Below are 20987 nucleotides of genomic sequence, written 5' to 3' on the forward strand. Positions count from 1 at the left end.
GGGGTTCATGAGCGGTCTCCGCCCCGCCGCGTCCACACGGCGACGACGGCGCACTTGGCGTCTTCGTTCAGAAACTCGGCGGGCACGGTCGAAAGCCCGCGGTAGATCTCGATCCCCTCCACGTCCTGCGGGAGGACCGCGTCGTCCAGCGCCATGCCGATCACCTCGCCCGACCGGCTGCGCGGGTTGAGCAGGAATCCGTCGATGTAGATCTGGGCCGGGCAGTCCCGGTTCACCCCGCCCGCCCGCGAGCTGTACAGCTGGCGCCCCACGCTGCCGCCCCCCACGAAGAAGCCGGGGGTGCGCAGCACCACGTCGCTCAGGCGCGAGGGGCGCAGCCGCTCGATCTCGTCGCGCGTGTAGTAGGTGCCGAAGCCGGCGCCCGCGCGTGCGTAGAACCCGTCCAGCAGGGGGCTGGGCGGCGACGCGCCCCGGGCCACCACCGCTAGCGGCGCCAGGAGCACCGTGTCAGATTTCAGCCGTACCTGCACGTTGAGGTACGTATGACGGCCGGTCGACAGCTCGGGAGTGACCACCCGGGCATAGCCCAGCCGCGTTACGCGGACCCGGAACGAGTTGGGCCGCGAGAAGGTGTACTCGAACACCCCGTTGGCATCTGTTACCCGCTCGGCCAGCTTGCGTGCCCCCCAGTCCAGGATTTCGATGCGTGCCCCCGCGACCGGCTGCCCGGTCTGGTCGTCCAGGACGGTGCCCGACACGCGGGTCTGGGCGGAGGCGGATGCGGCGCTGAGCAGAAGGCACAGCACGGCGGCGAGCAGGGATGGACGGATCATGGCGATGCATCCCGGTGCGGAGGTGGTGGTGGGCCGGGGTCAACTTACACTGCAGGAGGTGGACCATGCCGGGTAAGACCCCGCGGGCGTTCGCGGCTTGTCGACTGGTGAAACGCATGAGCCCGTGCGATTCTGTCCGGGGCGCCGCCCTGTGCCTGCTGCTTGCCGCGGGGGCGTGCTCGCCCGCGGTGGCGGGGGCGGCGCACGAGCCCGATCCGGCGGTGACGCCGGTGGGCCGCTGCGGCCCCGAAGCGCAGACCGACGCCCTGCCCCCCGTGGCGGCGCTGGTCGACACCGCCCGCCTGAGCGCGTCGCTGGGCCAGATGAGCGACAGCACCGGCGCGCCGGGCGGGATCGTGGTGATGACGCTGTGGTTTCAGCCCGACGGGCTGAACATTCGCCGCGACCCGGTGCTGCACACCATGGACCCGGCGGCGCTGGGCCCGGTGCAGGAGATGGTGTTCGCCAGCCTGCGCAGGGCGCCGGAGCGCCAGGCCCCCTGGGGCGCGCGCCTGCTGATCCGCATGGACGAGGACATCTCGTACGTCGTGGCCCCGCGCGAGTACTGCCCGCCGCGCCCCCTGAGCGCGCAGGTGGAGACGGAGCTGGCTTCGTACATGGGGGCGGGGCTGCGCTACCGCAACGGACGGCGCGAGCGCGTGATGCTGATGCGCGTGGCGGTGGACCCGCTGGGCTTCGTGTACGACGCGGTGGTGGCGCGCGGCGGCACCACCGGCGGAAGCTACGAACGCACCCTGCGCGACCAGCTGCGCGGGCTGCGGTTCTACCCGGCCGTGCTGGACGGCGTGCCGGTTCCCGGTGAGATCATGGTACCCATCCGCGTGCGCGGCTGAGCCGCGCGACCAACCTTCTTTTCCTGGAGAATGCTCATGACCACGTCCCGTCGTCCGCACCTTCGCCGGTTTGCCGCCGCCGCGCTGGCGCTGGCCGCCTTTGCCCCGCCGCAGCGGGCGGACGCGCAGGTGAACAACTATCCGCGCAACCTGCCCTGGCAGCCCCACCTGGGCATCGGGTACACGGCCAACATCCCCAACCAGTTCGTGGGCGTGAGCGCGCACGCGGTCACCGACCTGCTGGGCGGGATGGGGCTGTACGTGGACGCCAAGTTCGCCACCGAGTCGCCCGAAGACAAAGAATGGTACGAGCCCGACCTGACCTCGGCCGAAGTGATCGCGGCGGGGGGCGACGCGGAGCTGAGCTCGCAGGGCGCCTGGCGGTCGGTGAACGTGGCCCTGATGCGCGGGCTGAGCTCGCAGCTCACGGTGTACGGGGGCGCCGGATACGTGAACGGCACCCAGTACGTGGAATACTACGACGCCGAACGGCAGCTGGGGCGGGCGGGGGTGTACTGGGTGCGAGACGAGGAGGAGTCCGGCACCCACGTCAACTTCCTGGGCGGCGTCTTCTTTCAGGTGGCGCGCACGCTGGCCATTCAGCTGGGCGGCGAGTCCAAGCCGGGCGGGTTCACCGTGGGCGTGAGCTACCTGATCCCGCTGAACCGCTGATCGGGCGGTCCTGAGGTTCCGGGCCCCACGCATCCCGGTCCGCAAAAACACCCGTCTCACGCGGAGGAAGCAGGGGAAGCAGGGGAACCCCCTACGCTTCCTCTGCCTCCTCCGGGTGAGACCATTCTCTCGCCGAACCCCGCATCCACCTCGCCGCCGCGCGACGTCCCGGCACTGGTCCGGAGTTTGCGCCCGCCGCCAGCATGGCCGAACCCAACTTTCCCAACGAGCGCCGCAAGTCACCGCGGGATCGCCGGGCCAAGCCCGGCGTGCCGCGTCCGCCGCGCTTCTCGCTGCTCCCGCTGCTCCTGCTGTTCCTGGGGCTGGTGCTGCTGAACCAGTTCTTTGCGCCCGCGCGCGCCCGGACGGTTCCCTACAGCGAGCTCAAGAACCGCATCAGCGACCGCCAGGTGAAGGAGGTGCGCATTGGCGCCACCAGCATCGAGGCGATCCCCGACACCACCATCAGCAAGGGCGACGGGCCGGACCGCTGGCGCGCCACGCTCCCCGGGGTCGAGGACAAGCACCTGATCGAGCTGCTGGAGGCCCGCAACGTTCCCTACACGGGCGTGGAGGAGGGGCGCTGGGGCTTTCTGCTGGCGTGGCTCTTTCCCCTGCTGCTGATCGTGGGCTTCTGGGTGTTCATGTTCCGGCGGATGAACCCCACGCAGGGGGTGCTGACGGTCGGAAAGAGCAAGGCCCGCATCGTGGGCGAGGAGGGAACGGGCGTCACCTTCGGCGACGTGGCGGGGGTGGACGAGGCCCGGGTGGAGCTGCAGGAGGTGGTGGAGTTCCTGAAGACCCCCGACAAGTTCGCCAAGCTGGGCGCCAAGATTCCCAAGGGCGTGCTCCTGGTGGGCCCGCCGGGAACGGGGAAGACGCTGCTGGCGCGGGCGGTGGCGGGCGAGGCGGGGGTCACCTTCTTCTCCATCTCGGGCGCCGAGTTCGTGGAGATGTTCGTGGGCGTGGGCGCGGCGCGGGTGCGCGACCTGTTCGCGCAGGCCAAGGCGCAGGCGCCCTGCATCATCTTCATCGACGAGCTGGACGCGCTGGGCAAGGCGCGCTCGCCCGGCAACATGCTGGGCGGCAACGACGAGCGCGAGCAGACGCTGAACCAGCTGCTGGTGGAGATGGACGGGTTCGACCCGCGCATCGGCGTCATCATCATGGCGGCCACCAACCGCCCCGAGATCCTGGACCCGGCGCTGCTGCGGGCGGGGCGCTTCGACCGGCAGGTGCTGGTGGACCGGCCCGACTGGCAGGGACGGCTGGAGATCCTGAAGATCCACAGCAAGGGGATCGCGCTGGGGCCCGACCTGCAGCTGGAGCGCATCGCCCGGCGCACGCCGGGGTTCGTGGGCGCCGACCTGGCCAACCTGCTGAACGAGGCGGCGCTGCTGGCGGCCCGGCGCGACAAGAGCGAAGTGGGGATGCTGGAGATCGACGAGGCGGTGGACCGCATCATCGCGGGGCTGGAAAAGAAGAACCGCCTGATCAACGACAAGGAGCGGACGATCGTGGCCTACCACGAGGCGGGGCACGCCATCGTGGCCGAGCGGGTGCCCACGGCCGACCCGGTGCACAAGATCTCCATCATCCCCCGCGGCGTGGCGGCGCTGGGCTACACGCAGCAGCTGCCCACCGAAGACCGCTACCTGCTCACCAAGCAGGAGCTGATGGACCGCATCGCGGTGCTGCTGGGCGGGCGCGTGGCCGAGGAGATCGTCTTCAACGAGATCAGCACGGGCGCGGGGAACGACCTGGAGCGGGTGACGGAGCTGGCGCGCAGCATGGTGATGGAGTACGGCATGTCGCGCGAGCTGGGCCCGGTGAACCTGAGCGGGCCGCGGCGCAGCCAGTTCCTGCAGGGCGACGGGGGCATGCCCGCGCAGCGCAACTACAGCGAAGAAACGGCGCGCGAGATCGACGGCGAGATCCGCGGGCTGATCGAGGGCACCTACGAGCGGGTGCGCCGGCTGCTGACGCAGGACCGCGACGTGCTGGAGGTGCTGGCGAAGCGGCTGCTGGAAAAGGAGGTGGTGGACGAGGCGGAGCTGCGCGAGATCATGGGCCTGCCGCCGCGCACGCACGAGCCCTCTCCGGACCGCGTGGTGGAGACGCCGCCCCCCACGCCGCTGGGCGGGGGCGCGCAGGCGGCGGCCACGGCGGTGGAGCCTTCCGCGGCGCCGCTCTCGATCGACGTGGTGCCGCCGTCCGACCCCGACGCGACGCGGCTGGACACGTCCACCGCGTCGCCCGAGCCGACCAGGCCCAACCGACCCCGGAGGAAACGGTGAGAGACCCGCGCTACGAGGACAAGAGCCCGCACTCGGTGGACGAGCAGGACCAGCCCGAGCCCGAGCGGCCCACCACGCCCACGGAGCGCCGGCTGGACGGCCCCGAAGACAAGCCCTCGCAGGCGGAGGGAGAGCGGGACTCGTCGGCGGAGTAGAGCGCCGAACGTCCGATGGCCTGAACGACCCTCTCCGGCGGATGCCGGGGAGGGTCGTCCGCCTTCTGCCGGAAGCGGTGCGCTACGCGGAGGATCTATGTATTATCAATATCGTTTAAAGACTAATATTGCAAAGCAATGATCGGGCGATTATCATGGCGTGCCGGTCCTGAGTGGGCCGGCGATCCCTCCTTCGTTCCCACGTCCCGGAGACATCCCATGCTCGGATCGGTTCGATTCCGCAACGCGGCGTTCTCGCTGGCAACCGTGCTCACCCTGGGCTTTGGCGCGGTGCAGGCGTTCGCGTCGCCGCAGCCGGCAAAGGCCGGCAGCAAGGCGTACTGTGCCGCGTACAGCTGCGACCTGAACTGCAGACAGCGGGGCGCGCTGGGCGGCTTTTGCGAGAGCAACGGCTACACCACCTTCTGCTCGTGCTACTACTGATCCGCATGCGGAATCCGTAAGCGCCCGGTCTCACCCGGGGTCTCGCAGAACGGAGGCGGTGGGAAACCCTGCCGCCCAGCATGGGGGGATCGCGCCGGCGCCACGGTTTTCCGGGTTCAGGAAGGTGCGGCGCCGCGCCTTTCCTGGAACGACGATCTGGCCGGGCCCGGTTTTCATCCCGGTCCAGGTGGAGGCAGTGGAGGAACTCCGCTGCCTTTGCTTTGCTGCGGAAGATTGGTCTTATGCTGTCGCCCGCTTTCAATTTGCGCAGGTTGCGATAGATTGGAGCCACCGCGTGTGATGGCACCCTGCTCGCCAAGGAGCCCGTGCCGGGCTCGCAGACGGAGTACTCCCCGCGGGCCGTGTGCACAGCGACCCTTGCCGGTGCCAGTCGCACGGCTCGCACATTAAATTCCCGGAGAGATCTGACGATGAAGAAGCTGACCCTGAACACGGACGACCTGCGGGTGAACTCGTTCCAGACCGCCGAGACGGCCGAGGAGCGCGGCACGGTGAACGGCGCCGCGGCCGCCACCTACGGGCAGTGGACGTGCGGCATCTGGTGCCCGCCGACGACCGATCCCAAGGTCACCGGCCCCTGCGCCTGCTGATCCAGCGCGGCAATGCACGGCGCGCCCCGGCGAGATCGATCGCCGGGGCGCGCTGTTTTGTTGGCACGGCGTGATCCCCCTCCACAGCGGATCGACCTGTGAGAGTGTGTTCAAGAATCCCTGCGCTCGCGCCCGTATGTCATTTCGAAGGAGGCGCCACACCGCACCATCGGCTCGCACGAAATCCTGCGCGCCGACTGAGAAATCTACTGTCTGCTGCTGGTGCCCCGCCGCACCGCTCCGGCACTGGCCCTGTCCGCCCGTGTCGTAGCCGCGAAGCAGGCACGGGCTACCGCGTCTGCTCTCCAGCAATCCCGACAGGGGATTCCTCGGCATTGCAACCTCTGGTGTGAAAGCAGGCTGCGGCGTGGCCGGGCCTCGGAATGACAGCGCTGGTAGATCTGCCTGGATGTGCAGCGTCGGATTCTTGAACACCCTCTGAGATGATCCGGATCGCTTTCTGCGCCATCCGCCTCTGCGCGCTGTCCGCCGGGGTCCGGCGCGATCCGCGTCGCTACAGCAGCCGCTCGATGACGTCGGCGCCGCGCTCGGCGGCGCCCAGGCCGGCTTCCACGTAGCGGCGCGCGGCATCGCCCGCCGTCCGGGCGCGGGCAGGGCCGGCGACGAGGGTGCGGAGGGTGGATTCATCCTCCCCCCACTCGAAGGCGCCGCCGGCGGCGATCAGCGCGGCGGCTTCGCGGGCGTTGGCGTGGCGCGGGCCAAAGAGCACCGGGACGCCGAACGCGGCGGGTTCCAGCACGGAGTGCAGGCCCGCCGTTCCCCATCCCCCCCCCACGTACGCCACGTCCGCCAGCGCGTACAGGTCGCCGAGCACGCCCACTCGATCCACCAGCACGGTTTCCCCGGGCCCCGCGCCGCCCTCCACCTCGGACAGGCGGACGGGGGGCGATCCTGCGCGCCGCAGCAGCCCGGTGGAGCGGGAAAGGTGCTCGGGCGTGGGCTCGTGCGGGACGAGGATGAGCCGGACCGGGTGGCCCGACGCGCGCAGGGCGCCTACGGCGGGGACCAGGCGCTCCTCGTCCGGCGGCCAGGTGGAGCCGGCCACCAGCGTTACGCCGCCGTATCCGCCGAAGGGGCGCAGCAGGTCCGAGCCGCGGTCCACGGCGGCGGCGCGCGCCCACACCTGGTCGAAGCGCGCGTCGCCCATCACGCTGCGCCGCTGCGCCGGCACCCCCAGCGCGCCAAAGCGCTCCGCGTCCTCCGGCGAGATGGCGGCGACGGCGTCCAGCCGGCCGTACGCGGGGGCCAGCAGGGCGCGCGCGGGGCCGCGCAGGCGGCTGGACGCGGCGGGAAGGGTGCCGCTGAGCATCGCCAGGCGGACGCTCCTGGACCATGCCTCGCGGGTGAGGATGGGCCACACGTCCGTCTTGGAAAACGCGATGACAGACGGACGAAGGGCATCCAGCGCACGGTGCACGTCCGCGGGGACGTCCAGCGGCAGGTAGTCCGCGACGTCGGCGTGGACGGTGCGGGCGAACGCCTCGGCGGAGGGGGAGAAAAAGGTGTACGCCACCTGCGCGTCCGGCCGGCGCGCGCGGAACGCCTGCACCACGGCGCGCGCCTGCAGCCCCTCGCCCACGCTGGGCGCGTGGAACCACACCAGCGGGCGCGCGGGGTCGCGGTGCACGCGCGCCCACGCCTCCATGCGCTCCAGCACGCCCGCGCGCCCGCGGATGCCGCGCGCGAGCTTGCCCTCGCCGCCCGCGGCCAGCGGCAGCAGGGGGCGCGCGGCGCGCAGGGCTACGGTGTAGAGCGCTTCGGGAATGGACATGCGCCGAAAAGTAGGCGCGCGGCGGGAGGGGGGATAGTGGGGCCCGTCCTCAAACCTGGGGCGCGGCCTGGAACGCACGCGTCCCTGACGTTGTGGAGCGGGTGGAGGGCTCCAAAGATCGCGCATCAGGTGGTCGTGGCGGCCGGTTCCGGGGCGCCGCGGAGATCATCCGCCGATGGGCATGCTTTTCCAAAAAACGCGGATGGCTCCCTGCCGCATTCCATCTCTGTTCCGTTCCCGACACATCACGCCGGCTCGTGCCTCGTCGACCGGCGCGCCATGCCTCCGCTCACTACGGTTCCGCGTTTCCGACGGTGAGAGAGCGGAGGAAACGGCACGAGAAACCCCTATGGCCTCTGTGCCCTCTGGGTGAGGCCCATTTCTTTTTCCCGGTCGGATGAGGCTTCGGCCTGGACGGCGAGATCGACGGAAAGCAAAGCGGGGGCGACCGTCGTGGCCGCCCCCGCTCGCGTTTGGGCACCTGCCGGGATCAGATCGGGCCGGATCCGCCCACGTTGCCGAATCCGCCGGTCCCCGTGCCGCTCGCGGTCCCGGAGCCCGTACCCACCCCGGTTCCGACGCCGGCTCCCAGGCCCGTGCCCATCCCGGCGACACCGGCTCCGGACCCCATCCCCATCCCCGTTCCCGTGCCGGTCCCGGTGCGATAGTCGGTGTCCGCCACGCCACCGCCGCCCAGGCCGACGCCGGCCGCTCCCGTGCCGGCCGTGCCGCCGGTGCCCAGGTCCGTTTCGACGGTGTCATAGCCGCCGCCGTCGCTGCCCAGGTAGCCCGTGGTGCCCGCGGTGTACTCGGGGCCGCCCTCGCGGTAGGGCATGCCGCCCGCGTAGCCGCCGGCCAGCGTGACGTCGTCGTCGTACTCGACGTCGTCGTACACGTCGATGGTGTCGGGCTCCAGGTCCACCACCTCTACGTACTCCATCTCGGCCCCGGTCTCGCGGCCCAGCTGCTGGCTGATGAGGTACGCCAGCCCGGCCGCCACGGCGCCGCCGCCCAGCATGCGGCCGATGGGCAGGCTGCGCTCGCGGCGGGGACGCGGCCGCGGACGCGTCTCGGCGTACTCCGGCGCGGAGGGCGCCAGCGGCACGAACTCGGCGAACAGCTCCAGCATGCCGCGGTTGAAGTGACGCAGGTCCTGCGGGCCGCGGCTGGACACCCAGTTGCGGTCGCGCACCATCGGCTCGTCGTGGTAGATGGCGCCGGCGTTGCGCACGTCGTCCCTGATTCCCGGCCAGCAGGTGAGGTTGCGGCGCACCACCAGCCCGGCGGAGACCAGCAGCCAGGGGCCGTGGCAGATGACGGCGATGGGCTTGCCCACGCGGTCGAACCCGCGCACGAAGTCCAGCGCCTGCTCGTTCTGGCGCAGCGTGTCGGGGCTGATGAGGCCGCCCGGCAGCAGCAGCGCGTCGTAGTCCTCGGCGTCGGCGGTGCGCAGGGTGCGGTGCACGCGCACCTTCTTGCCGGGATACATGAAGTTGACGGTGCGCAGGCGCCCGGGGCGCAGCGACACGATCTCCACGTCCGCGCCGTGGTCCTCCAGCGCGTCCACGGGCGAGGTGATCTCTACCTGCTCGGCCCCGTCCGCCGCGAGCACCGCCACCCGCAGCCCGGTCAGATCAACGTGATGCATGGCACCCTCTCTCCTGGTTTTGGCCTCCGCGCGCCACGGCTCCGAGCGCGGCGCAGGGTGCCGCCGTGGTGCAAGAGGCTTGCCGGGCGGGGAGGTGAAGGGGTGAACGGGTGAACGGGTGAACGGGTGAAGGGGTGAAGGGGTGAAGGGGGCGGCCTCGTCGCGCGGGATCACTGCGGGATGTCGGGGATGTATTCGGAGAGAAGGCCCAGGCCCACGTAGATGGCCAGCAGGCCGGCCAGCGTCAGGCTGGCGCGCTCGGTGCTGACGGGCTCCTCCACCACGCCGGGCCACTGGGTGAAGAGCCAACCGCACGACACGCGCGCGTCCAGCACCTCGTACTCCCGCGCATCCACCGCCGCGCTGTCCGCCGCCGTGTCCGCCCGCCGCCAGCCGCGCGTGCAGCCTACGGAGGCGCGGTTCAGCTGGCGGAACGGGCGCGTGTTGCTGAAGATCGCCCCCGGCTCGCCCACGATGACCTGGCCGTTGGGGAGCAGGCGGAACGTTTCGCCCCCGGACGGAGGACCCAGCGTCTCGCCCACCGGCGCCATCGCCACGGCGGACGCGCGGTAGCAGCCTCCCGGCGCCAGCGTCCGCGGCGGCGTTTCCTGGCGGTAGCCCCGCGGCGGCACGCCGTACGTGATCCGCAGCGGCTCGCTGTCGGTTGCGTCTGTCCATCGCGTACGATGCGCCACGTGACGCGCTCCGCGTTGGTCGCCTGGCAGTCCGCCACCTGGAACTCCTCCACGTACGTCAGCGGGTCGCCGCGGTAGCCGAACCGGAACGCGGGCGCGTCGCCGGTGCGCGGGGCGGGCGTTACGCCCACGTCCACGGGGTGTATGCACTGCGAGGCCATCAGCGCGGGACACAGCGCCAGGGCCAGCCACAGCTTGCTGCGCATGGGGAATGCTCCGGACGGGGTGGGACGCGTCCCTGCGGAACGACAACAGAGTAGGACGCTCCTGCGGCATCGTCCATGACGGCGGGGTGTCGATCCGGGGGCGAGCAGGTGGCAAGGGCAGGAAGGCAGGAAGGGGCAGAAGCCAGGAAGGGCAGGAAGGGCAGAAAGGGCAGAAAGGGCAGGAGGGCAGGAGGGCAGGAGGGCAGCAATGGCGAATGAATTCGCTGCAACAACCACACGAAGGCCGCCTTCGCGGACTGGCGTGATGTGGGGTAGGGGCGGGTGCCTGCCGCGTAGCGGGATCGAAGCAGCCACGAAGTTCAACCTCCCCCAGGGGTTTTGGGGGAGGTGGGCGAGTGGTGCGAGCCCGGAGGGGGCGTGCCCCTCGGTCGGGATTTTCCGAAGCGGGATCGAATTCTCCCCTCTCCGTGAGGAACGAACGGGGAGGGGCCGGGGGAGGGGCACCCCGTCGGGCGCAGTTCGATCCCGTTCGTCGATCCACCACCCCCCAGTCCCCACCCCAACCTCCCCCAGGGGTTTTGGGGGAGGTGGGCGAGTGGTGCGAGCCCGGAGGGGGCGTGCCCCTCGCGCAGTCCTGTCCGAAGCCGATCGTTCTTCCCTTCCGCCTCTCCCTCCCCGCCGCCGTTTGTACGGGACGGGTCCCGCGGCGAGATTCGTGCGGGCTGGATGCGCCACCTTCGACACGCACTTTGCGCACACGTTCAGAGTTCGGTATGTTTTCGGGAATATGAAGGATCGCATCGTCATTCGAGGGGCCCGGCAGCACAACCTCAAGAACCTGGACCTGGACCTGCCGCGCCGCGCGGTGGTGGTCATCACGGGGCCGTCGGGTTCGGGGAAGTCGTCGCTGGCGTTCGATACGGTATACGCCGAGGGGCAGCGCCGGTACGTGGAATCGCTCTCCACGTACGCCAAGCAGTTCCTCGACCGCATGGAAAAGCCCGACGTGGACCGCGTCGAGGGCATTTCCCCCGCGGTCGCCATCGAGCAGCGCAACCCCACCAAGACCAGCCGCAGCACCGTCGGCACGGCCACGGAGGTGCACGACTACCTGCGCCTGCTGTGGGCGCGCGTGGGCCGCACCTACTGCCCCGGCGACCACCCCGGCCGCCCCTGCGGCCGCGAGGTCAAGCCCGACACCGTGCAGACCGCCACCGACGCCGTGCTCGCGCTTCCCCCCGGGACGCGGGTGATGGTGTGCTTTCCGCTTCCGCTTTCGCACAAGGTCACGCACGCGCTGGTGGTGGAGAACCTGCGCGCGCTGGGCTTTCTGCGCCTGATGGCCGACGGGCGCGAGATGCACCTGGACGAGCTGCCGGCGGACGTGGACCTGACGCGGCAAAAGGAGCTGCTGGTCATCGTCGACCGCCTGCGCGCGGACCCCGACGACACGGCGCGCCTGGCCGACAGCCTGCAGACGGCGTTTACCGAGGGCGAGGGCGAGGCCATCGTCATTCCCGTCGGCCCGCCGCGCATGCGGTTCACGGAGCGGTTCCGCTGCCCGGACCACCCCGAGATCGAGTTCGCCACGCCCTCGCCGCAGCTGTTCAGCTTCAACAACCCCTACGGCAGCTGCCCGGAGTGCACCGGCTTTGGCGCGGTGCTGCGGCTGGACGACTCGCTCATCGTCCCCAACGCCTCGCGGTCGCTGGCGGAGGGGGCGGTGGACCCGTGGAGCAAGCCGCGCTACGACACGCGCCGCGCGAAGCTGGCGCAGCTGGCGGCCAAGGAGGGCGTGTCGCTGGACGCGCCGTGGGGCGAGCTGCCGGAGCGGTTCCGCAAGATCGTCCTCCACGGCCAGCGCGGCTTCCAGGGGGTCTACGACTTCTTCGAGGAGCTGGGGGAAAAGCGGTACAAGCAGTACATCCGCGTCTTCATCCGCCAGTACCAGAGCGCACAGGACTGCCCCGTCTGCGGCGGCGCCAAGCTGCGCGCCGAGGCGCTGCGGGTGCGCGTGGGCGGCCGGACCATCGCGGAGGTCTCGGCCCTGGCGCTGGGGCGGCTGATGCCCTGGCTGCGGGCCATGCGCGAGGGGCGGACGGGGGCGGACTGCCCGGAGCCGCCGCTCAGCGAGCAGGAGCGGGGGATCGCGGACAGCATCCTCAAGGAGCTGGACTCGCGCGTGGGCTTTCTGTGCGACGTGGGGCTGGGATACCTGACGCTGGACCGGCAGACGCGCACGCTCAGCGGCGGCGAAGCGCAGCGCATCACGCTCAGCAACGCGCTGGGCTCGCGGCTGGTGGACACGCTGTACGTGCTGGACGAGCCCACGATCGGCCTGCACCCCGCCGACAACGACCGCCTGCTGCGCCTGCTGGTGCGCCTGCGCGACCACGGCAACACGGTGATCGTGGTGGAGCACGACCCCGAGGCCATGCGTCTGGCGGACCACCTGGTGGAGCTGGGGCCCGGCAGCGGCGAGCTGGGCGGCGAGCTGATGTTCCAGGGGACGCTGCAGGAGATGCTGGCCTCCGACACGCTGACCGGGAGGTACCTGTCTGGCCGCGAGCGCATCGAGATCCCCGCGCGCCGCCGGCCGGTGGACGGCCCCAGGCTGCGGCTGGAGGGTGCGCGCGAGCACAACCTGAAGGGCGACTCGGCGGTCTTTCCCCTGGGCGCGCTGACGGTGGTGACGGGGGTGAGCGGATCGGGAAAGAGCACGCTGGTGCACGACGTCCTCTATCGCGCCGTGGAGCGCGAGCTTTCGGGCGGCGAGACGACGGCCAAGCGGCACCTGGGCGAGACGGTGGGCGGCTTCGAGCGGCTGCACGGCGTAAGCCAGCTGCGCGAAGTGGTTCTCGTGGACCAGTCGCCGATCGGGCGCACGCCGCGCAGCAACCCGGTGACGTACATCAAGGCGTACGACGAGGTGCGCCGCATCTTCGCCAGCCTTCCCGACAGCAAGCGGCTGGGCTTTGGGCCGGGGCACTTTTCGTTCAACGTGGCGGGCGGGCGCTGCGAGGCGTGCAAGGGCGAGGGCCAGGTGCAGGTGGAGATGGTGTTCATGGCCGACGTCTTCGTCCCCTGCGAGATCTGCGGCGGCGCGCGGTTCAAGCCCGAGGTGCTGGCGGCCCGCTACCGGGGGCGCAGCATCCAGGACGTGCTGGAGATGACGGTGGACGAGGCCATCCGCTTCTTTCTTCACGAGGACCGGCTGGGCGAGGTGCTGTGGCACCTGCAGCAGGTGGGGCTGGGCTATCTGCGCCTGGGCCAGCCCGCGCCCACGCTTTCGGGCGGCGAGGCGCAGCGCATCAAGGTGGCGCGCGAGCTGGCGATGGGGGCGCGTCGCGGCGGCAAAAAGCTGTACATCCTGGACGAGCCGACCACCGGCCTGCACATGGACGACATCAAGAAGCTGCTGCGCGTGCTGGGCGACCTGGCCGACGCGGGGCACACGGTGGTCCTGATCGAGCACAACCTGGACGTGATCAAGACGGCGGACTGGATCGTGGACCTGGGCCCCGGCGCCGGCCCCGACGGCGGGCACATCGTGGCGATGGGGCGGCCGGAGGACGTGGCGCGCGTGCCGGAGAGCCTGACGGGGCAGTGGCTGGCGCCGATCCTGGAGGTGGAGCCGCGGGCGGCGTAGCGGTGAACGGGTGAAGGGGTGAAGGGGTGAAGGGGTGAAGGGGTGAAGGGGTGAAGGGGTGAACGGGGTGATTCGCTGCGCGAGGGGTTGCAAGGGCGAATGAATTCGCTGCAACGACCACACGAAGGCCGCCTTCGCGGACTGTGAGGGTGTGGGTAGGGGCGGGTGCCTGCCACGTGGCGGGATCAAAGCAGCATCGCAGTTCAACCTCCCCCAGGGGTTTTGGGGGAGGTGGGCGAGTAATGCGAGCCCGGAGGGGGCGTGCCCCTCGCACGAAGCCATCCGAAGCGCGATCGAATTCTCCCCTCTCCCCCGCGCAGCGGGGGAGAGGGGCCGTGGGGAGAGGGGGCCCTGTCGGGCGCCAGCGTGATCCCCTTCGCCGAGCCCCGATCCACCCCTTCACCCCTTCACCCCTTCACCCCTTCACCCCTTCACCCCTTCACCCGCTCGGGAACCATTCCCGCCCCATCCGCATTCCTCTCTCTGCCGGGCACGATCAAACCCGGCGAACCCGCCGCGGGACACGCCATGGAAGGAACCCTCTCCCCCGCCGCACCCGCCGCGGCGCCGGCCGACTTCGAGTCGCTGCTGGCGCCGGTGGTGGACCGCGCCTACGCGACGGCGCTGCGCCTGGCCGGCAACCGCGACGACGCGCAGGACCTGGTGCAGGAGGCGGCGCTGCTGGCCTTTCGCGGCTTTCACACCTTTACGCCCGACACGAACTTTCGCGCGTGGTTCCTGCGCATCCTGGTCAACTGCTTCTACGCGTCGCGGCGTCGCAGGCGGCCGGAGGTGAGCATGGACGGGATGGAGGAAGAGGCGCCGCTCATCCACCTGTACGTGCAGACGTACCACGCGGGGATGCACGGCGCCGGGCGCGACCCCGCGCGCGAGGTGCTGGACCGCATCGAGGGCCAGGACGTGGCGCGGGCGGTGGATTCGCTCCCCGAGGAGTTTCGCGTGGCGTGCACGCTGTACTTCATCGAAGACCTGTCGTACCAGGAGATCGCCGAGGTGTCGGGCGTACCGGTGGGCACCGTGCGCTCGCGCCTGCACCGCGGCCGCAAGCTGCTGCAGAAGCGGCTGTGGCAGGCGGCGCTGGACGCCGGGCTGGCGGCAGCGACCGTGCGCGGGCCCATGGAGGGGGACCTATGAGCCACATCGACCGATACACCTGCGAAGAGGCGTTCCTGCGCCTGGACGACTTCGTGGACCGCGAGCTTCCGCCCGAAGAGATGGAGTGCGTGCAGCGGCACCTGGAGACGTGCGCCATCTGCGCGTCGGAGGTGCACTTCGAGCGCACGGTGATCGACGACGTGCGCGGCAAGCTGCGCCGCATCCGCGCCCCCGGCGACCTGATGTCACGCATCTCGTCGCTGATCGCCTCCGCCCGCGGCGCGGATGCGCATCCCTCCTGAACGACGCCTCTGGCCACCCGCTGTCATTCTGAGGAAGGCGCCGCGCAGAGCCGTCTACCACGCTCCAAGGCCCGTGGCGCCGACCGAAGAATCTCCTTCGGAAACGGGCGGCCCCTCGCGCGAGAGCCAGCCGTAGCCGACGGTGCCGGGCGCCCCTCCGCGTTTCTGCGTGATCCCAGATCCTGGAAAAGAATGATCGTACAGAGGAACAGAGTCAGACAGAGAAAGCGAGTTGAAACATCATCTTGCCTCCTCTGTCTGACTCTGTTCCTCTGTACCCGTGAAGGTGTTGTTTTCCTGGATTCGGCCCGAGACCTTCTTCGTCCGGATCAGCGAGGGGCCTGCGTGGCCAGACCCAGGCTGGCGGTCCAGCCGCTGCGCCCCGCGGACGCGCTGGTGCGGGCTACGCCCACGTGCAGGGGTCCCAGGCTCAGGCCGCCGGAAAGCAGCGCGGCCCCGTCCAGGTCGGTGGCGGCGCCCGCGCGGAGCGTCACCAGCGGCACGCGCTGCTCCACGCCCACCGAGACGGTGCGGTCCCATCCCGCGCCCATCCGGCCGGCGGTCAGTGCGTCCTGGTAGCCGGCGGCCACCCGCGTGCGCCCGCCCGGCGCCGCCCACGCCACCCCGGCGCGGAGGGTGGCGGGAAGGTACGCCTGGTCGTACAGCCCGCGCGCGGTTTCGTACACCGTCGCGGGGGCGGCGGACGGGTCCACGCCCTCGTCGCTGTCCTCCAGCGAATTGAACGCGTTCTCCACGCCGTCGCCCTCGAAGGTGGCGCGGCGCAGCACCACGTGCCGCGTGCGCAGCTCGTCGGACCACGTCATCCCCGCGGCCACGTTCGACAGCGCGGCGCTCACCGTGACCCCGGGGGCCGGCTCCGCCGCCACGCCCACGTCCACCGCCCAGCCGTGGCCGCCGCGGGCGTACACCTCGCGGTACTCCGCCGACAGGTCCTCCGCCTCCAGGTCGAACTGCGGCTCGAACAGACGCGACCGGGCCAGCGTGCCGCCCGCCAGGTAGTGCGCCGCCACCCCCACGCTCACCGGGCCGGCGCGGCGGGCCCAGGCGGCGGAGAGGTCGAAGTAGCTGAGCCGCGTGCCGCCGGTGGCGCCCACCGAATAGTCGGTGCGGCCGGACTGGTATCCGTTCAGCACCAGGTCCACCAGGTCGCGGCCCACGTTCTGGCGCGCGCTTCCCGCCCACGAAAGGCCCACGGCCACCCGGCTCACCTGCACGGCGGCGATGGGGACGCGCACGTCCACGTCCGCATCCACCCCCGAGTCCGGTACGCCGGCCAGGATCTCGTCGCGGCGCGGCTGGGCCAGGGCGTCGTAGTCCAGCAGGTCCCCCACGTCTCCCAACCCGGCGCCCCGCACCCCGGCGCCCGCCGCAACCTGCCCCACGGCCACGGACCAGCGGGGCGTTCCGCCCAGCGCCAGGCTGGCCGGGTTCTGAAAGAGCGATTCCTGCCCGCGCGCCACGGCGCCGTACGCGCCGCCCATCCCCAGCGCCCGCGGGGTCGCGGCCACCTGCGCCTGTGCGGTGCCGGCCGCGAGAACGGCGGCGGCCGCGAGGGCGTGCGCTCCCGGTCTGAAGGTCATCGCACCCACCTACTGCACGCGGACCAGCGGCACGCGCGCGGCCACCGTCACCGGCTGGCGGGTGCCGCCCTCCACCACCGCGTCGAACTGGTGCTCCAGGCGAATCCACGCCTGCGCGCCCTGGTACTCCACCGTGAGCGTGGCCGTGGTCTCGCCCTGGTCGCGGCCGGACTGCCCCAGCACGCGCACGTTGGTCAGGGTGATGCGCCCGTCCGTCTCGGTCACCACCGTCTGCGGCGTGGCCGTGGCGACGATGCGGCTGTGGAGGGTGGTGGCCGTGGTCCGCGCGCCCAGGCGCACGCGCAGCGGCGTGAGGGCCGTCAGCGACCCCGAGGCCGACAGTCCGTTGATCGTGATCTGCCCCGAGATGCGGGGGTAGAGGACCGCCGCCGTGTCGACCAGCGACAGCAGGCGCTCGCTCACCTCCACCGCCAGCCCCGTGCAGCGGCGGCCGGGGGCGCCGCAGTCGCCGCGCAGGGCGCGGGTCGCGGGGCCGGTCAGCGCGGCGGCTGTCGCGGGCGAGGCGGCGCGAATGGCGGCGCCCAGCGGTTGCGCGCGTACGATGGCGGACGCTTCGGGGACGACGGCGGTGACGGTGCCCAGCGCGCCGATCTCCCCGCGCAGCAGGCCGCTGTTCAGGTCCACGCTCCCCGCGCCGTTCTCCACGATGCCGCTGGGCGTGGCCACGACGACGGAGGCCAGCCACGCGTTGGGGGCGGCGGCGTCCACCCGCAGGTCCACCGACGCCGGCGTGGACAGGGCCAGGCCGGCCGGCTGCAGCTGAAAGGCGTACGCGTATGCGGCGGTGCCGGTGGCGGGCGCCTGCGCGGGGGCCGGCGTCAGGGTGACGGCCGTCCCGGCGGGAACGGCGCCGGCGGGAAGCTGCACGGACGCGCCGGCGGGGGTGCTTACGGTGCCTCCCGCGGCGGGGATGGTGCGCGTCACCGGCTCCAGGGAGCCGCTGTCGAAGGGGAGCGCCTGGTCGGCGCGGCCGCACGCGGCCAGGGTTGCGCTGCCCAGTGCGGCAAGCGCGGCAAGACGACGGATGATCATCGGGAAACCACGGAGTACAGCGTCTGGCGGCTCGACTGGCGTGGCGGGGCGCGGCCCCGCGGTAGCCTCGTAGCTTTGCGTCCCCGCCTTTCGACGGGTTTGCCGTGAGTGGCGGGACGATGGCGTCCGCGCCCGGCGGCAGGATTCGGCTACCTGCGCGCGCGACGTGAGCAGCCGCGCGAGGGCGGCCTGCGCGGCCCCTGTTCCACGAACCGTGCCTGCCGTCCCGGCGCGCGCCTCCACCGCGTATCCGCCGCGCCACCGCTGGAGTTCCGTCTCTGCTCCGGGAGCAGTCCGTTCCCCGGGCGGGCGGAGGACTGCGTGCATTTCTCCGCACGTCTTTGCAAAACGAGAGGCGGCAAGAAGTCGGTGGAGGCTCAAGCTTCGCCGGGCCAGCAGGTTGCGGCGCGTCGCCGTTTGGGGATCGGGGCCAGGGACCAGCCCCTCGTGAATCCGGGGTCGAGACGTGCGGGAACCATCGGGGCGCCGGGCGCATTCTGGATCTCAGGTGCCGGACGGGAGCCGGCGGCGGGATCACGCGAACGCGGCGGGGGATGATGACCACGATTGCGCACGATGCGGGGCTGGTGACGGCGCGCCGGGTGGATGCGGCGGCGGCGGGCGCGCGTCTGGAGGCGGCGGGCGCCGCCCTCCTGCGCTACGGGCTGGTGGCCATCCTGCTGTACTTCGGCCTCTTCAAGTTCCACCCGGTCGAGGCGGAGGCCATCCGCCCGCTGGTGGCCAACAGCCCGCTGATGGGATGGATGTACGCCGTGCTGAGCGTACGCGGCGTATCCAGCCTCATCGGGGTCGCCGAGATCATCGTCGCGGGGCTGCTGCTGGCGAGGCCGTGGTCGCCGCGGGCGGGGGCCGCCGGCGGCATCGGCGCGTCCCTCGTCTTCCTGGCCACGCTCAGCTTTCTGTTCACCACGCCGGGCGCGTGGGCCAGCGTTCCCGGCTGGCCGCTTCCCATGCCGGGGATGGCGGGCTCGTTCCTGATCAAGGACCTGTTCCTGCTGGGCGCGGCGGTGTGGATCACCGGCGACGCGCTGCGCGCCGCGTCCGCCCGGCCCGCCATCCGCTGACCCGCATCATCCCCCCGCCGGGACGCGCCGACTGCACGGCGTGAATCCTGGCGGGGCGCGCGTCCGTATCCGGGTGCGTCCCCGGATCCACCCCACGGATGGAGCGCCGGGCCGCGCTCCACGGACGCAGGATCAATCGAAAGATGAAGGCAGGCGAGTTCTTTCTGCGCGTTCGCCACGGCCGCCCCTTCGCGTGGCTGCGGCTGCACGACCAGCGGCACCGGCGGATGGCGGTCGCGGGGCTGTGGGCGGCGTTCGCGGCGCACGTGGCCGTGAGCGGCGTTGGCGGGGACGGCGCGCTGGCCGGCTTTGGCGGCGCGGTGACGCTGATCGCCGGGCTGGTGTGCCTGTTCTCGCTGGGCGAGGCGTCGGTGCTGCGGGGCGGCGCGCGCCCGCTGGACGCGGGACGGCTGGCCGCCCGCGACCGCGCGTACGCGGCGGCGTTCCACGGGACGGGGTGGCTGCTGCTGTCGGTGGTGGTCTACGCGGAGCTGGCGCTGCGCATCGAGGCGCTGTGGCTGCCGTCGGACCCGCGCGCGGCGGTGGGCGTGTTCGCCGCCGTGGCCGTCGCGATCGGGTTGCTGCCGGTGTCGGTGGTGGGGTGGATGGAGCCGGACCACGCCGTGGACGTGCCGCCCGCCATCCCCCCGCTTCCGCGCCGCCCCCGCCGCTTTGCCGCCGGGCTGGACGAGCCCGAGGGGCCGCGGTTCCTGCACTGACGCCGGCGCGGGGCGCGATGTCCACGGCGCCCCGCGATGTGTGATTTCCATCGGCCACCTTCCCCACACGCTCACTCGAGGCAATCCGATGAAGACCCTGGTTCGTTCCGCGGCCGTGGCGGCCCTGGTGCTGCTGGCCGCACCCGCGCACGCGCAGCGCGGCGACTTCGACACCGCGCGGCTGCGGCCGTTCACGGCGGAGTACGAGATCCTGGCGCAGGGCAACGCCTTTGGCCGCTCCGTCAACACGCTGGCGCGCGACGGCGACGGCTGGAAGTTCCGCATGGAGGGGACGTTCGGCGCCGTGCGGCAGACCATCGACGCGGCGTGGGGGCCGCGGTGGGAGCCGGGCGCGTACGGCGAGACCTACGCCGGCCCCTTCGAGGGTCGCGCCGACGTGCGGGTGGAGAACGGCCGTGTGACGGGATCGTCGGCGATGCCGGCGCAGGCGGGCGGCGACAAGACGTTCGACGTGGCCGCCGTCCCGGGGCTGGCGTGGAGCCAGATGGAGGAGGCCATGCTTTCCACCGCCGAGCTGGCGCCGGGCAGGTCCATCGTCATCCCGTTCTTCAACACCAGCACGGGTGCGGTGGAGCCGGTGACGTTCGCGGTGGGCGCCCTCGAAAGCGTGACGGTGCCCGCCGGCACCTTTCAGTCGTACCGCGTGCAGGTGTCGGGCGGCTCGTCGGCGCTGGTGATGTGGCTGCGCGCCGAAGGCCCGCACGTGCTGGTGAAGCAGGAAATCGTCGGCCGCCCCGTCGTCGTGCAGCTGAAGTCGATCCGGTAGCGGGCGGTTGGGTGGATGTGGATCGTGGAGGAGGGCGGGCTGAGAGGTCCGCCCTCTTCGTTGTGTTCAGGGCGGGGAAGAGCATCGGTCGAGGATCGGCGACGGGGATCGAACTGGCGCCCGACCGGGCCCCCTCTCCCCCGGCCCCTCTCCCCCGCGGAGCGGGAGAAAGGGGAGAATTCGATCGCGCTTTGGACAGTCCGGGCTGCGTCGGCGGGGTGCCCCTCCCCCGGCCCCTCCCCGCTCGTTCCTCGCGGAGAGGGGAGAATTCGATCGCGCTTCGGCAAGGGGGCTGAGCGGGGGGCACGCCCCCTCCGGGCTCGCATTACTCGCCCACCTCCCCCAAACTGCTGGGGGAGGTTGAACAACGATCCCGACCACGTGACAGGCACCTGCCCCCACCTTCCAGTCCCCGAAGGCGGCGCTCGTGTGGTTGTCGCAGCGAATTGTGTTCATTGCGGATCTAATCCGGTGATTGGCCCGGTTGCGGACGCGCAGGTGCTTCGGATGCCGTAGATAGCCGGGCCGCCGAGTCCGCGAAGGCGG

General features: G+C 71.6%; 18 protein-coding genes and 1 riboswitch. Of the genes, 12 read left to right on the forward strand and 6 right to left on the reverse strand.

The genetic code is table 11. From position 1 onward, the window contains the following. Positions 1 to 5 precede the first annotated feature (5 nt). On the reverse strand, positions 6 to 794 hold the full coding sequence (locus VGC13_RS21205) for a carboxypeptidase regulatory-like domain-containing protein (protein ID WP_331127288.1): 789 nt from the start codon (positions 792 to 794) through the stop codon (positions 6 to 8). A gap of 116 nt (positions 795 to 910) precedes the next feature. Here VGC13_RS21205 and VGC13_RS21210 point away from each other — a divergent pair, with 116 nt between their 5' ends. The 6 genes from VGC13_RS21210 (at position 911) to VGC13_RS21235 (ending at position 5827) form a co-directional block, all read left to right on the forward strand. Next, positions 911 to 1648, forward strand: coding sequence for a hypothetical protein (locus VGC13_RS21210; RefSeq protein WP_331127289.1), 738 nt, complete (start codon positions 911 to 913; stop codon positions 1646 to 1648). A gap of 36 nt (positions 1649 to 1684) precedes the next feature. Beyond that, positions 1685 to 2320 carry a hypothetical protein gene (locus tag VGC13_RS21215; protein WP_331127290.1) on the forward strand — a complete coding sequence of 212 codons (636 nt, stop codon included), beginning with the start codon at positions 1685 to 1687 and terminating at the stop codon, positions 2318 to 2320. Between the two features lie 203 nt (positions 2321 to 2523). Continuing rightward, the gene (gene ftsH, locus VGC13_RS21220; RefSeq protein WP_331127291.1) at positions 2524 to 4617 is read left to right on the forward strand and encodes an ATP-dependent zinc metalloprotease FtsH; all 2094 of its coding nucleotides are present in this window, start codon (positions 2524 to 2526) and stop codon (positions 4615 to 4617) included. Continuing rightward, complete coding sequence (locus VGC13_RS21225) at positions 4614 to 4772, forward strand: hypothetical protein (RefSeq protein ID WP_331127292.1); 159 nt, start codon at positions 4614 to 4616, stop codon at positions 4770 to 4772. Before ftsH ends, VGC13_RS21225 begins: the two co-directional genes overlap by 4 nt. A 219-nt stretch (positions 4773 to 4991) precedes the next feature. Then, the gene (locus VGC13_RS21230) at positions 4992 to 5216 is read left to right on the forward strand and encodes a hypothetical protein (protein ID WP_331127293.1); all 225 of its coding nucleotides are present in this window, start codon (positions 4992 to 4994) and stop codon (positions 5214 to 5216) included. Between the two features lie 431 nt (positions 5217 to 5647). Beyond that, a complete protein-coding gene (locus tag VGC13_RS21235) occupies positions 5648 to 5827 on the forward strand; it encodes a hypothetical protein (protein WP_331127294.1) in 180 nt (59 codons plus the stop codon). A gap of 514 nt (positions 5828 to 6341) precedes the next feature. On the opposite strand, the gene VGC13_RS21240 is transcribed toward VGC13_RS21235, so the two are convergent. The 3 genes from VGC13_RS21240 to VGC13_RS21250 form a co-directional block, all read right to left on the reverse strand. Beyond that, positions 6342 to 7619: a 3-deoxy-D-manno-octulosonic acid transferase gene (locus VGC13_RS21240; protein ID WP_331127295.1), complete on the reverse strand. Its 1278-nt coding sequence runs from the start codon at positions 7617 to 7619 to the stop codon at positions 6342 to 6344. A gap of 490 nt (positions 7620 to 8109) precedes the next feature. Further along, a complete protein-coding gene (locus VGC13_RS21245; RefSeq protein ID WP_331127296.1) occupies positions 8110 to 9267 on the reverse strand; it encodes a type 1 glutamine amidotransferase domain-containing protein in 1158 nt (385 codons plus the stop codon). A gap of 170 nt (positions 9268 to 9437) precedes the next feature. Then, complete coding sequence (locus VGC13_RS21250; RefSeq protein ID WP_331127297.1) at positions 9438 to 9962, reverse strand: hypothetical protein; 525 nt, start codon at positions 9960 to 9962, stop codon at positions 9438 to 9440. A 954-nt stretch (positions 9963 to 10916) separates the two neighbouring features. On the opposite strand from VGC13_RS21250, the gene uvrA reads away from it, so the two are divergent. From uvrA to VGC13_RS21265, 3 genes are all read left to right on the forward strand, one after another. After that, positions 10917 to 13778 carry an excinuclease ABC subunit UvrA gene (gene uvrA / locus VGC13_RS21255; protein WP_331127298.1) on the forward strand — a complete coding sequence of 954 codons (2862 nt, stop codon included), beginning with the start codon at positions 10917 to 10919 and terminating at the stop codon, positions 13776 to 13778. A gap of 528 nt (positions 13779 to 14306) precedes the next feature. Further along, positions 14307 to 14933 carry a sigma-70 family RNA polymerase sigma factor gene (locus VGC13_RS21260; RefSeq protein ID WP_331127299.1) on the forward strand — a complete coding sequence of 209 codons (627 nt, stop codon included), beginning with the start codon at positions 14307 to 14309 and terminating at the stop codon, positions 14931 to 14933. Further along, a complete protein-coding gene (locus VGC13_RS21265; protein ID WP_331127300.1) occupies positions 14930 to 15196 on the forward strand; it encodes an anti-sigma factor family protein in 267 nt (88 codons plus the stop codon). Before VGC13_RS21260 ends, VGC13_RS21265 begins: the two co-directional genes overlap by 4 nt. Positions 15197 to 15525: 329 nt before the next feature. Here VGC13_RS21265 and VGC13_RS21270 read toward each other — a convergent pair whose 3' ends face one another. Then, on the reverse strand, positions 15526 to 16797 hold the full coding sequence (locus VGC13_RS21270) for a DUF5723 family protein (RefSeq protein WP_331127301.1): 1272 nt from the start codon (positions 16795 to 16797) through the stop codon (positions 15526 to 15528). A gap of 9 nt (positions 16798 to 16806) precedes the next feature. After that, positions 16807 to 17850, reverse strand: coding sequence for a hypothetical protein (locus VGC13_RS21275; protein ID WP_331127302.1), 1044 nt, complete (start codon positions 17848 to 17850; stop codon positions 16807 to 16809). A 22-nt stretch (positions 17851 to 17872) separates the two neighbouring features. Next, positions 17873 to 17964, reverse strand: a riboswitch (cyclic di-GMP riboswitch). A 443-nt stretch (positions 17965 to 18407) separates the two neighbouring features. On the opposite strand from VGC13_RS21275, the gene VGC13_RS21280 reads away from it, so the two are divergent. The 3 genes from VGC13_RS21280 to VGC13_RS21290 all read left to right on the forward strand — a co-directional run bounded on the left by VGC13_RS21280 (position 18408) and on the right by VGC13_RS21290 (position 20441). Beyond that, on the forward strand, positions 18408 to 18935 hold the full coding sequence (locus tag VGC13_RS21280; protein ID WP_331127303.1) for a DUF417 family protein: 528 nt from the start codon (positions 18408 to 18410) through the stop codon (positions 18933 to 18935). A 143-nt stretch (positions 18936 to 19078) separates the two neighbouring features. After that, complete coding sequence (locus tag VGC13_RS21285) at positions 19079 to 19654, forward strand: hypothetical protein (protein WP_331127304.1); 576 nt, start codon at positions 19079 to 19081, stop codon at positions 19652 to 19654. A gap of 88 nt (positions 19655 to 19742) precedes the next feature. After that, a complete protein-coding gene (locus tag VGC13_RS21290; protein ID WP_331127305.1) occupies positions 19743 to 20441 on the forward strand; it encodes a hypothetical protein in 699 nt (232 codons plus the stop codon). Positions 20442 to 20987 lie beyond the last annotated feature (546 nt).

The organism is Longimicrobium sp. (assembly GCF_036399255.1).
GTDB lineage: Bacteria > Gemmatimonadota > Gemmatimonadetes > Longimicrobiales > Longimicrobiaceae > Longimicrobium.